At 73.0% G+C, this 12,481-nt stretch carries 10 protein-coding genes; 5 read left to right on the forward strand and 5 right to left on the reverse strand.

Annotation, left to right across the window (positions count from 1 at the left end; genetic code table 11):
• Positions 1 to 72 precede the first annotated feature (72 nt).
• Complete coding sequence (gene serA, locus ACFOWE_RS20800) at positions 73 to 1,662, reverse strand: phosphoglycerate dehydrogenase (protein WP_377290281.1); 1,590 nt, start codon at positions 1,660 to 1,662, stop codon at positions 73 to 75.
• A 405-nt stretch (positions 1,663 to 2,067) separates the two neighbouring features.
• Here serA and ACFOWE_RS20805 point away from each other — a divergent pair, with 405 nt between their 5' ends.
• Positions 2,068 to 3,015, forward strand: a complete 948-nt coding sequence (locus tag ACFOWE_RS20805) for a hypothetical protein (RefSeq protein WP_377290283.1) — start codon at positions 2,068 to 2,070, stop codon at positions 3,013 to 3,015.
• Positions 3,016 to 3,357: 342 nt separating this feature from the next.
• A complete protein-coding gene (locus ACFOWE_RS20810) occupies positions 3,358 to 4,110 on the forward strand; it encodes a class I SAM-dependent methyltransferase (RefSeq protein ID WP_377290285.1) in 753 nt (250 codons plus the stop codon).
• An 85-nt stretch (positions 4,111 to 4,195) separates the two neighbouring features.
• Here ACFOWE_RS20810 and ACFOWE_RS20815 read toward each other — a convergent pair whose 3' ends face one another.
• Genes ACFOWE_RS20815 through ACFOWE_RS20825 form a run of 3 tightly spaced genes read right to left on the reverse strand, consistent with a single transcriptional unit; the run spans position 4,196 to position 8,210 of the window.
• The gene (locus ACFOWE_RS20815) at positions 4,196 to 6,940 is read right to left on the reverse strand and encodes an FtsX-like permease family protein (RefSeq protein ID WP_377290287.1); all 2,745 of its coding nucleotides are present in this window, start codon (positions 6,938 to 6,940) and stop codon (positions 4,196 to 4,198) included.
• Positions 6,937 to 7,641, reverse strand: a complete 705-nt coding sequence (locus tag ACFOWE_RS20820) for an ABC transporter ATP-binding protein (protein ID WP_377290289.1) — start codon at positions 7,639 to 7,641, stop codon at positions 6,937 to 6,939. The genes ACFOWE_RS20815 and ACFOWE_RS20820 overlap by 4 nt, the downstream gene beginning before the upstream one ends.
• Positions 7,641 to 8,210 carry a PadR family transcriptional regulator gene (locus ACFOWE_RS20825; protein ID WP_377290291.1) on the reverse strand — a complete coding sequence of 190 codons (570 nt, stop codon included), beginning with the start codon at positions 8,208 to 8,210 and terminating at the stop codon, positions 7,641 to 7,643. The genes ACFOWE_RS20820 and ACFOWE_RS20825 overlap by 1 nt, the downstream gene beginning before the upstream one ends.
• Positions 8,211 to 8,307: 97 nt before the next feature.
• On the opposite strand from ACFOWE_RS20825, the gene ACFOWE_RS20830 reads away from it, so the two are divergent.
• Positions 8,308 to 8,853, forward strand: coding sequence for an FHA domain-containing protein (locus ACFOWE_RS20830; protein ID WP_377290293.1), 546 nt, complete (start codon positions 8,308 to 8,310; stop codon positions 8,851 to 8,853).
• On the opposite strand, the gene ACFOWE_RS20835 is transcribed toward ACFOWE_RS20830, so the two are convergent.
• Entirely contained in the window at positions 8,834 to 10,180 is a 1,347-nt protein-coding gene (locus tag ACFOWE_RS20835; RefSeq protein WP_377290295.1) for an MFS transporter, read from the reverse strand. The two genes, ACFOWE_RS20830 and ACFOWE_RS20835, sit on opposite strands and share 20 nt — an antisense overlap.
• 223 nt (positions 10,181 to 10,403) lie before the next feature.
• Between ACFOWE_RS20835 and ACFOWE_RS20840 the strand changes: the two genes are divergently transcribed.
• Positions 10,404 to 10,946, forward strand: a complete 543-nt coding sequence (locus ACFOWE_RS20840; RefSeq protein ID WP_377290297.1) for a CAP domain-containing protein — start codon at positions 10,404 to 10,406, stop codon at positions 10,944 to 10,946.
• A 346-nt stretch (positions 10,947 to 11,292) separates the two neighbouring features.
• A complete protein-coding gene (locus tag ACFOWE_RS20845) occupies positions 11,293 to 12,354 on the forward strand; it encodes a CAP domain-containing protein (RefSeq protein ID WP_377290299.1) in 1,062 nt (353 codons plus the stop codon).
• Positions 12,355 to 12,481: the final 127 nt, after the last annotated feature.

Consider the following 12,481-nt stretch of genomic DNA (forward strand, 5'->3'; position numbering starts at 1 on the left):
GGGCGGCGGCCGTCCTGTGGAGCAGGGGCGTCACTCGGCCGTGGCTACTCGGCCGTGGCTACTCGACCGTGGCTACTCGGCCAGGGCGACCGATCGGCCGCTCTCGGCGCCGATCTCACCGATGATCTGCTCGACCACGTCGGAGGGGATGGCGGTGTCCACGGTCAGCGCGATGAGGGCCTTGCCGCCCTTGGCGTGCCGGGCCACCTGCATCGAGGCGATGTTGATGCCGTGGTCGCCCAGGACGCGGCCGACGACGCCGACCACGCCGGGGCGGTCGGAGTAGGTGAAGAACGACAGGTGGTCGGTCGGCTCGATCTCGATCTGGTAGCCGTTGACCTCGACGATCTTCGTGATCTGCCGCGGGCCGGACAGGGTGCCGGAGACCGAGACCGTGCGGCCGTCGGCCAGCACGCCGCGCACGGTCACCACGTTGCGCCAGTCGGGGCTCTCGGAGCTGGTGACCAGCTCCACCTCCAGGCCGCGGTCCTTGGCCAGCAGGGGCGCGTTGACGTAGGTGACGGAATCCTCGACCACGTCGGTGAAGACGCCCTTGAGGGCGGCCAGCTCCAGCACGCGCACGTCATGGGAGGCGATCTCGCCGCGGACCTCCACGTCGAGCTTGGTGGCGACCTCCCCGGCCAGCGCGGTGAAGACCCGGCCGAGCTTCTCGGCCAGCGGCAGGCCCGGCTTGACGTCCTCGGCGACGGCCCCGCCCTGGACGTTGACCGCGTCCGGCACGAACTCCCCGGCGAGGGCGAGCTTCACGCTCCGCGCCACCTGGGTGCCTGCCTTCTCCTGGGCCTCGTGGGTGGAGGCGCCCAGGTGCGGGGTGACGACGACCTGGTCCAGCTCGAACAGCGGGCTGTCGGTGACGGGCTCCTTGGGGAACACGTCGATGCCGGCGCCGGCGACCCGGCCCTCCTTGATCGCGGCGTAGAGGGCGTTCTCGTCGATGATGCCACCGCGGGCGACGTTGATCAGGCGCGCGGTCGGCTTGACGATGCGCAGCTCCTTGTCGCCGATGAGCCCGATCGTCTCCTTGGACTTCGGCAGGTGCACGGTGATGAAGTCGGCCTCGCGCAGGGCCTCCTCCAGCGAGACCAGGCGCACGCCCATCTGCGCGGCGCGGGCCGGCGGCAGGTAGGGGTCGTAGGCGATCAGCTCGACGCCGAACGGCTGCAGGCGCTGGGCGACGAGCTGGCCGATCTTGCCGAGGCCGAGGATGGCGACGACCTTCTCGTCGAGTTCCACACCGGTGTACTTCGAGCGCTTCCACTCGCCGCCCTTGAGCGCGGCGTGCGCCTGGGCGACGTTGCGGGCGGAGGCGAGGATCAGCGCGACGGTGTGCTCGGCGGCGCTGGTGATGTTGGAGGTGGGCGCGTTGACGACCATGACGCCGGCCTTGGTCGCGGCCTCCACGTCCACGTTGTCCAGGCCGACGCCCGCGCGGGCGACGACGCGGAGCTTCGGCGCGTGCGCGATGGCTTCGGCGTCCACCTGCGTGGCGCTGCGCACGATGAGCGCGTCCACGTCGGCGAGGGCGGGCAGGAACTGGGCGCGGTCGGCGCCGTCGGTGTGGCGGACCTCGAAATCCGCGCCCAGGACCGCGAGACCGGCCTCGGAGAGTTCCTCTGCGACCAGTACGACGGGCTTGTTCACTGGTGGTTCCTTACGAGACGGGAAGGGCTGCACCGGACCTCACGCAGTCTATCTGCGCTTGTGAACGCGTTCACGAGTGTCCCGCGATCCGAGACGGAGATCACCTCCGGACGTGTGCCGGACACGGGCCGGACGCCGCCCGGACATCACCCAGGGCGCTCCGGCGGCGCCACTTCGGCGTCACTCCGGCGTCACCGTCACGTCACAGCGGCGTCACCGTGACGTCGCGATGGCGCGTCACCGTGGTGTCACCCCGCCCGCCGGACAGGGACCCTCCCGCCCGGCGAACGGAGATCGGTACCCATCCCCGCGAATCTCATGCATGGAACCTTCAACTTGGTATTGCTGCGATAAATCTTCACGATTACCCTCATAAGCCGTGGTCCTCTACCTATCGTTCGTCATATGAGCATCGGCAACCCCGCTCTCGGCGATGTGCTCGCGCGGCACGGCGGCCCGCAACGGCTGCTGGCGGCGCTTGCCGAAGGGGGACTCCTGGTTGCCGTGCGACCGGACCGCTCCGTCGTCCTGGGGACGACGCAGACCGGTGAGCGGGTGCTGCTCGGATACACCTCCGAGAGCACCTACGCACGGCATCGCGGCAGTCACTCTCTGTCGGCCTGCGACGCCGACACCATCCTCGACATCCAGCGCGTCACCGGCGTGCGGGAGATCGTGATCGACGCGGCCGGTCCCACCGCCGCGGCCGTACCGATCGAGGACCTCCAGCGGCACCTGCGCTCGACCCGGACCGGTCCCGCGCCGGCACTGTCGGGCACGGCCCCGACGGCGTACGCGACCGGGGCGATGGCCACGGTCGCCCGCGCCTCGGCCGTGGGCCCGGCGGGACCGATGAGCCCGCCGAGCGACCCGTTCCCGGCGTCGGGCCACGTGAGCGGCCCGTTCCCCGCGGTCCGGCCCGTCCCCGCGGCTCCGCATCCGGCCCCCGTGCCCACCGCCTCCGCCCAGCCGTGGATCCCCGCGCCCCGGCCCCACCTGTCGGGGCCGATGCAGATGGTCGACCCCGGCTACAAGCGGTGCACCCATCCGATCCTGCCTGCGCTGCGAGTGGCGATCGGGCAGCTCCTGACCGACTTCCCGCTCGTCCACCACGTGTGGATCTCCGAGGCCCGCACCGCCTCCGGAGCCCCCGGGATCATGCTGCACGTCAAGGTGCACATGTCGGCGGCCGAGGACGTGGTGCGGGACCTGCACCGGGGCGTGCGCGCCCGGCTGCCGCAGCTGGCGGCGAGCGGTGCGCCGATCCTCATGGCGCGGGTCGCCGACTCGCGCAGCGAGCAGCGCATGATCGAGATCGGCGCCCACGTGGTCTGCGCCGACGTACGGGACTGATCGCCGCCCGCCGGGGCGGGGTGACCGCGGATCGGCGGCATCCGCCGGCGGCGGCGAGGACGCCGAGGATGACGTGGGCGGCCGGCCCACCGGGGCCCTCCGAGGACCGCGGCGCACGGCCGCCTCGGCCGTACTTGACGGTCTACGTCCTGGAAACGCCCAGGTCCGCGCTGACGACTCCGGCCGGGGTGGTTCTGGTAACCATGCCGTGGCGGGTCTGGCCGTCCGGCGGCACGCGGGCGCGGTGCGTTCCCGGCCGGTCAGGCCGCCGTCCCCGCGGTGATCATCATCACCGCGGCGCCGACGACCTGCACGTACCGGCTCGCGGAGGTTTCCCGGAAGATGACCCGCTCCAATCCGATCCATCAGCTCCGCTATGCCGTACGGCATCCGGACCGGATCGTCCCCCACGTGAAGAGACTGGCCAGGGACACCTGGTTCCGGCTGCGCACCAGCGACCACATCGGCTACTACCGGGCCGTCATGAAGTCGGACACCGCGCGCAACCCCGAGGCGGCGGTGGGCAGCAAGACGCACGAGCGCTGGCTCGCCCTCGGCCAGATGCAGTTCGACTACCTGGTCGGGCACGGCCTGCGCCCGGAGCACCGGATGCTGGAGATCGGCTGCGGCAACCTGCGCGCCGGCCGCCTGTTCATCGACTATCTCGACACCGGCGGCTACTACGGCATCGACATCTCCCCCGACATCCTCGTCGCCGCCCAGAGGACCCTCGTCTCCTACGGCCTGCGCGACAAGCTCCCGCACCTGACCCCGGTGCTGGACCTGAAGCTGGAGTTCCTGCCCGACGCGTACTTCGACGTGGTGCACGCGCACAGCGTCTTCTCCCACTCCCCGCTGCACGTGATCGAGGAGTGCTTCGCCCACGTGGGCCGCGTCATGCGGCCCGGCGGCTGGTTCGACTTCACCTTCGACCGGACCGAGGGCCGCGAGCACCAGGTGCTGCGCGAGGACTTCTACTACCGGACCGAGACGCTGGTGGACCTGGCCGCCAAGTACGGCCTGACCGCCAAGTTCATGGACGACTGGGAGGAGCTCCCGCACAAGCAGTCCAAGATCCGCATCACCCTGCCGTAGGACTGCCTCTCCGCCCGGAGCACGGACGGCAAGCGCCTGGCCCGCGGTCCCTCCCCGGAGCCCGGGGAGGGACCGCGGGCGGCGGTCAGGCGATCCGGCGGGTGAGCGTCACCGTCGTCCGGGTACAGACCGCCACGGCCAGCGCCGCCAGCAGCGGCAGGCCGAGACCGACCGTCAGCAGCACCGGCCAGGGCACCGCGAGCGCCGTCTCCGCCCGCTCCAGCGGCACCCCGTTGAGCGCCACCTCCAGCACCCGGTCCCGGGCCTCGCCCTGCCGGATCGCCAGGGCGAGGCCCGGGACCAGCCCGACGAGCAGGCCGAGCGGGGCCCCGAGGCCGGCGATGAACAGCGCCTGGCCCGCCGCGGCCAGCCGCCGGGTCCGCGGCCGCGCCCCGACCGCGGAGAGCGTGGCCAGGTCGGGACGGGCGTCGGCGAGGGCCAGGCCCGCGGCGGTGAACGTGCCGCCGAGCATCACCACCGAGGTGATCGCCGCCATGATCCACAGGAACCGAGTCGTGTCGGGGCGGTTCTCCGGTACGCCGCGTTCCAGGCGGACCGCGACGTTGGGGGTGACCGCCCGCACCGGGGCGTCGATCCCCCGCGCCTGCTCCGGGGTGAGGCGGGTGACCGCCGGGTCCACGACGAGGTGGTGGAGCCTGGCCTCCAGCCCGGCCTCGGCGGGCGCGGAGAGCGGCAGCACGCCGAGGACCGTGGACGGTCCCCGCACGGCGGCCGTGGTCGCGGGCAGGCTGACCTCCTTCGGCTCGCCCGTACCGGACAGCGCCTGGGTCCAGATGTGGAAACGCGCTTTCCCGTCGCGGACCGCCGCCGGGTTGAAGATCACCGCCTTGCCCTCCGCCAGCGCCGCCTCGGCCGCCGGGTCGGGGCGGCCCAGCAGGAAGCGGAGCAGGGCGGGGCCGCCCACGGGGAGCTCGCCGAGCGGGCCCACGCTGAACGAGCAGCCTTCGCAGCGCCCGTCCTCCCGGTCGAAGTGGACGATCCGGCCGGCGTCGTCGACCGCCTGGTACGCCTCCACCAGCGGCACGCCGGGGAGCGCCCGCTCGACGATCTGCCGGATCTTCTGCCAGGACTCCTCGGTGACGTCGTCGCCGTGGACGGCCACGGTGCCCACCGGGTAGGCCGGGCGGTACCGCTCCACGCGGGAGCGCTCGGTGCTGGCCTCCGTCACCGCGACCGTGCTGAAGGCGGCCGCCGCGGCCATGACCGCGACCACGGCTGGAGCCGTACGGCCCCGGTTGCGGACGGCGTCGCGGACGGCCAGCCGGAGCGGGAGCGGGAGCGCGCCCGCGAGCCCGCCCGCGAGCTTGACCAGCAGCGGGGCCAGCAGGACCAGTCCGAGCAGGCCGAGCACCGCGCCGCCGAGGATCCACTCGGTCTCCGCCCTGCCGTAGGCCGTCGCCCCCGTCCCCGCCGCCGTCAGGAGCAGCCCGAGCAGAGGCCATCCGGCCCGGTCCCGCGGCCGGGGCGGCCGGCCGGCGAGCACCGCCGCCGGGCTCGTCCTGCCCGCCTGCACGGCGGGCACCACCGCCGCCGCCACCGCGCTGAGCACGCCGAGCCCCACGGTCAGGGCGACCAGCCCCACCGGCACCTCGAACGGTCCCAGCCCGCCGTCCGGCCAGACGCCGGCGGCGGACACGGCCACCCGGGCCGCGCCGACGCCGAGCAGGGCGCCGAGCACGGAACCGGCCAGTCCCAGGGTCAGCCCGTCGGCCAGCACGACCAGCTTGAGGTGGCGGGCCGAGGCGCCCTGGGCGGCGAGGAGCGCCAGCTCCCGGCGGCGGCGGCGCAGGCCGACGGCGAAGGCGGGCCCGGCCAGCAGCGCGACCTCGATCACCAGCAGGGTCACCACCAGGACCGGGTACAGGAGCGCGTGCGCGCCGCCGACGTGCCGGAAGTCGGCGAGGGCGTCCCGCGGCCCGTCACCGGCCGGGGGCGGGTCCGCGAGGACCGTGCCCGAGAGCACGGCCAGCCCCGCCCGGTTGAGCCGGAGCGTCTCCTCCCAGCCGACCGGCGCCGGTGCGTCCAGCAGCCAGTACCGCCTGGCCGCGGCCTCGGCATCGGCGGGGATCAGGCCGCCGGGCAGGCCGACGACCGTCCGGCCGTACTCGCGGGGCTGCTCCCGCACGATCCCCACCACCCGCTTGGGCACGTCGTCGCGGGTGTGGCGGTAGCGGAGCGTCGTGCCGATGCCCGCCTCCACCGAGCCGGTGACCACGACCTCGTCGGCGCTCTCCGGGTAGCGCCCGGACAGCAGCGGGAACATGCCCTCCGTCATCGGGTCCCGCAGGTCCACCTCGTGCACCGCCACCTCGCTGTAGGCGGCGCCCCGCCAGTAACTCCGGAAGTCCTCGCTCATCGGGATCACCCGGCTGCCCGGCCCGGCCAAAGCCTGGACCTCCGCCTGACTCCGGGGCGGCCGGGGCGGCTCCTGGCCGCGGGGCTGCCAGTGCAGACCGTCCTCGCCCTGCCGGACCGGGCCCGCCTCCCGGGTGTCCTCCAGCCGGGCGTCGGCCGAGCCGAGCTCCATGGGCAGCCGCTCGGACAGGGTGAGGTCCTCGGTGGCGTACCAGGTGAGCATGACGGTGACCGCGAGGACCGGCAGGCCGACCATGACCATGATCAGGGCGCTGCGGCCCCTGGCCCGCAGGGCGTCCCGGCGGGAGATGCGCAGGGCGGCGAGGAGGGCGGCCAGCGGGGAGCGCGCGTCCTTCCGGGCGGCGCCAGCGGGACGGTGCTCCCCGGCGCCGTCCGCGGTGCCGTCCGCCCGCTCGCCCGCCGGGTCCGTCCGCACCGTCCGGCCGGCGCTCATCGGGCGCTCTCCAGGGCCGGGGCGGTGGAGTCGGCGATCTCGCCGTCGCGCAGGAAGACCACCCGGTCGGCCCAGGCGGCGTAGCGGGGCTCGTGGGTGACCAGCAGCACGGCCGCGCCGGCGTCGCAGCGGGCGCGGAGCAGGCCGAGCACCTCGTCCCCGGTGGGGGTGTCCAGCGCGCCGGTGGGCTCGTCGGCCAGGATCAGCCGCCGCTCGCCGACCAGGGCTCGGGCGATGGCGACCCGCTGCCGCTGGCCGCCGGAGAGCTCGTCGGGGAAGCGGCCGGGCTCGGCGATCCCGACCTCGGCGAGGATCTCCAGCGCCTCGCGCCGTGCCTGACCCGTCCGGACCCCGTCCAGCTCCCGGGGGAGCATGACGTTCTCGGCGGCGGTCAGTGAGGGGATCAGGTTGAGGTCCTGGAAGACGTAGCCCACGTGCCTGCGGCGGAGCGCGGCCAGTTCCTTCGCCGCCAGGCCGGCCAGCGGCACCCCTTCGACGGTCACCGTGCCGGAGGTGGGCGCGTCCAGCCCGCCGGCCACGTTGAGGAGGGTCGACTTGCCGGACCCGGACGGTCCCATCACCGCCACCAGCTCCCCGGCGGCCACCTCCAGGCTCACACCGCGCAGGGCGTGCACGGCCTGCGGTCCGTCACCGTGGACGCGGCTCACGTCCGCCAGCCGTACGACCGGATCGACACTCATCAGAACTCCTCGTGCGGGGAGGCCCCGGGATCTGCGGGGGGAGCCTCCGGCGTCTCCTGCGTGCGGGTGGAGGCCGCGAGCACGGCCTCGCAGTGGTCGAGCCAGCGCTGCTCGGCCTCGGCCTGGAAGATCAGCGAGTCGAGCACCAGCCGCCGGGCGGGCTCTCGGTCGCTCGCCCTCCTGGCCCGGGTGAGCTCCTGCAGCGTGCGCATGGTCGCGGTGCGCTGGGCCCGGATGACCGGGCGCACGTCGGCGCGGGCCGCGACCGCCATCGCGAGCTTGATGACCAGCTCGTCCCGGGGCCGGTCGGACTGGGCGACGGGGGTGCCGAGCCATCGCTCCATCTCGGCCCGACCGGCCTCGGTGATCGTGTAGACGACCCGGCCCTGCGCGTCCTGCTCGCCGCCGGTCACCAGACCGTCGCGTTCCAGGCGCGAGAGCGTCGTGTAGACCTGGCCGATGTTGAGCGGCCAGATCGCCCCGGTCGACGCCTCGAACTCGGTGCGCAGCTGGTAGCCGTAGCGGGGACCCCGGCTGAGCAGAGCGAGCAGACCTTCTCGGATCGCCATGGATACTGAGTATGCATACTCGGTATGGTCACGGCAAGCGGCGTGGAAGATCCGCATATTCTGGACAGGGGTCGGGGTTGGGACCGATACTCGAGGGATGAGCTCGACGCATCCCCCGGCCCGCGCGTCCGACGGGGACCGTGAGCGTGCGATCAGCGAGCTCCGGGACCGCGCGGTCGAGGGGCGCCTGTCGCACGACACGTTCCTCGGACGCGTCGACATGGCCCTGCGCGCCCGCAACCAGGGCGAGCTCGATCACCTGGTCGCCGACCTGCCGCAGCGCGGACGGCTCCGCCGCCTGGTGACCGAGGTCGTCTCCTCGATCTCCGACTTCACCACGCGGGTGGAGTCGGCCTGGCGCCGCCCCCGGCTGCCCAAGCTGGCCCTGCCCGATGACGCCCGCACCCGCTACGTCGTGGGCCGCGGCTCGGCCTGTGACCTGGTCCTGGCCGACCTGACCGTCTCCCGGATCCACGCCGAGCTCCGCCGCGACTCCGGCGACTGGGTCCTCGTCGACCTCGGCTCGCTCAACGGCACCCGGCTGAACGACTGGCGGCTGGTCGGGCCGGCGAAGGTCCGGCCCGGCGACGTGATCTCCTTCGGAGACTGCGCGTTCGTGGTGGTCACGCCCCAGCCGACCTGAGCTCCTCCTCGTTCAGCCGGTAGTGCCAGGTCAGCACGGCACTGACCGCCGCGACGACGGCGGGGATCAGCGTGCCGCCGTACAGCACGGCCCGGACCGCCGCCTCGGGCTGCTCCACCAGCGCGCCCGCGTCCGACTCCACGAAGCCCGCCGCGCCCAGCAGCCAGCCGAACACCAGCGCGCCGAACGCGAAGACCACGGTCTCGGCCGCCGTCCACAGCCCGGTGAACACCCCGGCGCGGTTCCTGCCGGTGACCGCCGCGTCGTGGGCGATCACGTCGGAGAGCATCGAGAACTGCAGGAGCTGCAGGCCCGCGTAGCCGACGCCGATGACGAGCACGCACGCGTGCGCGTAGACCGGCCCGAACTCCTGCGTCAGCACCAGCGCGACGGCGCCGGCCGTGTACAGCACCGAGGCGAGGATCATCGCCCCGCGCTTGTCGTAGCGCCGCGACAGGGCGACCCACCCCGGCATCGTCACCAGCACCGGCCCGACGATGCAGAGCAGGAGCGTGCTGGTGGCGCCGGAGTCGCCCAGCGTGTAGGTCGCCAGGTACGGCGCGCCGGCCAGCAGCGTCCCCGCGGCGAACATCTGGGCGCAGCTCAGGGCGAGCAGCAGCATGAACGGCCGGTTCGTGCGGGCCGCGGCGAACTGCGCCCGCAGCGACGGCTCTGCCTCGGCCCGGATGACCACAGGGGCGCGGGCCGTGCCGAAGAAGGCGGTCAGCATCGACACGAGCAGCACCCCGGCGACGACCAGCCCCATGAGCCGGTAGCCGGACGCCGTCGTGCCCGCGATCATGGGCGCCACGGCGCCGGAGAGCAGGATCGCGAGCCCGACGAAGACCATCTTCCACTGCAGGATCGCCGAGCGCTCGTGGTAGTCGCCGGTCATCTCGGCGGGCATCGCCTTGTAGGGGACCTCGTAGAAGGCGTAGGCCGTGGCGGTGAGCAGATAGCAGACCGTGACGTAGGCCGCGGCGGACAGGCCGGTGAGCGGAGGTCCCGCGAACGTCGCGGCGAACGCCGGCGGCAGGGTGAGCGCGCCCAGCAGCATCCAGGGGCGCCGGGCGCCGAACCGGGAGACCGTCCGGTCGGAGCGCTGACCGACCCAGGGGTTGATGACGACGTCCCAGACCTTGGGGAGGAAGGCCACCATGCCCGCGATCCAGGCCGGGACGGCGAGCACGTTGGTCATGTAGAACAGCAGCAGCAGGCCCGGGACGGTGCCGAAGGTGGCGGTGCAGACCGAGCCGACACCGTAGCCGAGGCGCACGCCGCGCGGCACGGTGAGGGCGGGGGGAACGGGTGCCCGTGTGATCATCATCACATTGAATCCCACCAAGTGTCCGCTCGGTAGACCTACGGGCCCCCTCCTTTCTGGACCGGTCCAGCTCACCTCGCCACACCACTTTGTCCGGAAATATGCATCTTCGACGCTCTATATCACTAGACGCACTTTTGTCACAAACTCTCCACGCGAGACGTTCCATCTGGGCGGAATGAGGGATTTATCCGGTTTGAGCCATCTAGGAGGATGGAGGACCGACATGCGCAGATCGCTCGGAGCACTCGCGTGCCTCGGGAGCCTGGCGGCCCTGAGCACTCCCGCCCTCGCCGCAGGCGCCGCCGAGGCCCCCGCGGCCCCCGCGGTGAGACCCGCCGCGCCCTTCGCGGCCCCGACGCCCGCGGGCGGCGTGGGGACGGCCGAGGAGAACGAGGTCGTACGGCTGACGAACGCCCGCCGCCAGCAGGGCGGATGCCGCGCCCTCACGCACGACCCCTACCTGCGCAGGGCCGCCTACGACCACTCGCGCGACATGGCCGTCAACAACTACTTCAGCCACACCTCCAAGGACGGGCGGACCGCCATCGACCGCATCCGGGCGGCCGGCTTCACCGGGGCCCGGCGCTGGGCCGAGAACATCGCCTGGGGCCAGCGCACACCGTCCGCGGTGGTCACGGCCTGGATGAACAGCTCCGGCCACCGGGCCAACATCATGAACTGCGCCTACACCCACATCGGCGTGGGCATGGCGAAGAAGAGCGACGGCACCCCGTACTGGACCCAGAACTTCGCCGCCCGGCAGTGACCCGGGCGCGGGCGCCGGAAGGGGAGGAGGTCCCCTTCCGCCCCGCCCGCCGGACAGGGACGCGCGGGCCCGGGACGACCCTCCGGGAGGGGGCGCCCGGGCCCGCGCGCCTGCGCCCGGCCGCCCGTTCCCCAAAAAATTTTCCTGATCTTCCCCTGGGGTTCCGGACATGCCGATAGCCGTAATGCGCCTGGTCGGAAACGGTCCAACACCGCCGCTGGACGCTTCAGAGATCACTTTGGTTTACCGGCATCTCAGATTTTTGTCCGTAATTTCGTGACAAGACGTGTGTCAGAGGGCCAGAATTCGGACCCATCCAGCGTCCATCCCTCTGGAGGAACCCCCTATGCGCAGACCGCTAGGAGCACTCGCGTGTCTCGGGAGTCTGGCGGCACTGAGCACCCCGGCCACGGCGGCCAACGCCGCGACGGCCCCGCCCGCCCCGCAGAACCTGTGCGGCGTGTCGGTGAGCGCCCCCTATGTCGTCCCCGGCGGGCAGATCGAGGTCACCGCGGCCCGCAACGGCTGCGACACCACCTCTCTGTTCCGGATCCGCCTCAAGAGCGCCCAGCGCGGCCCCGACCGGACCGTCAAGAGCGGCGCCCTGCGCGGCGTCGCCAACGGGCAGCTCTCCATCCGCCTGAAGTGCAGCAAGAACTTCCGCACCTACTACGCCGAGGTCATCGACTACCGGGGCAACCAGGCCAGGTCCATCCCGGTCCGGCTCTCCTGCTCGATCCCGAGCCTGCCCTCCCCCACCACCACGGGATCCCCGACCGGCGCGCCGACGAACGCGCCCGCCACCCCCGTGCCCACCACCCCCGTGCCGACCCCGCCGGCCTCCACCACGAAGCCGACCACCCCGACGACCGCGCCCGCCACCCCCGTGCCGACCACGTCCGCGCCGGCCACGCCGCCCCCCGCGCCCAAGCCGACCGCCTCGGCGCCCAAGCCGACGACCTCGGCGCCGGCCACGCCGCCCCCCGCGACGCCGCCGACCACCGCCCCCGGCACCGTCGGCACCGCCGAGGAGAACGAGGTCGTGCGCCTGACGAACATCGAGCGGGCGAAGGGCGGCTGCGGTCCTCTCAAGCACGACCCGCAGCTGCGCCAGGCCGCCTACGGCCACTCGGCCGACATGGCCGCCCAGAACTACTTCAACCACACCTCCAAGGACGGCCGCTCCCCCTGGCAGCGGATCGCGGCGGCGGGCTTCACCGGAGGAAGGGGCATGGCGGAGAACATCGCCATGGGCTACCGGGACCCGGCCTCCGTGGTCAGCGGCTGGATGAACAGTGATGGGCACCGCAAGAACATCATGAACTGCTCCTTCAACCTCATCGGCGTCGGCGCGGCCAAGAACGCCAAGGGCCAGATCTACTGGACCCAGAACTTCGCCGCCAAGTAGCGCCGAGTAGGCCCCGTGCCCCGGTGAGCCGTTCCTCACCGGGGCTCCCCGTCCTGGCGGGCCCCTCCCGCCGGCACCCCCCTCGTGCCCGGGAGGGGCGTCCGGCCCGCCGCGCCCGCTGTCCGGG

It is taken from the genome of Planomonospora corallina (assembly GCF_042650625.1).
GTDB classification, from domain to species: Bacteria; Actinomycetota; Actinomycetes; order Streptosporangiales; family Streptosporangiaceae; genus Planomonospora_B; species Planomonospora_B corallina.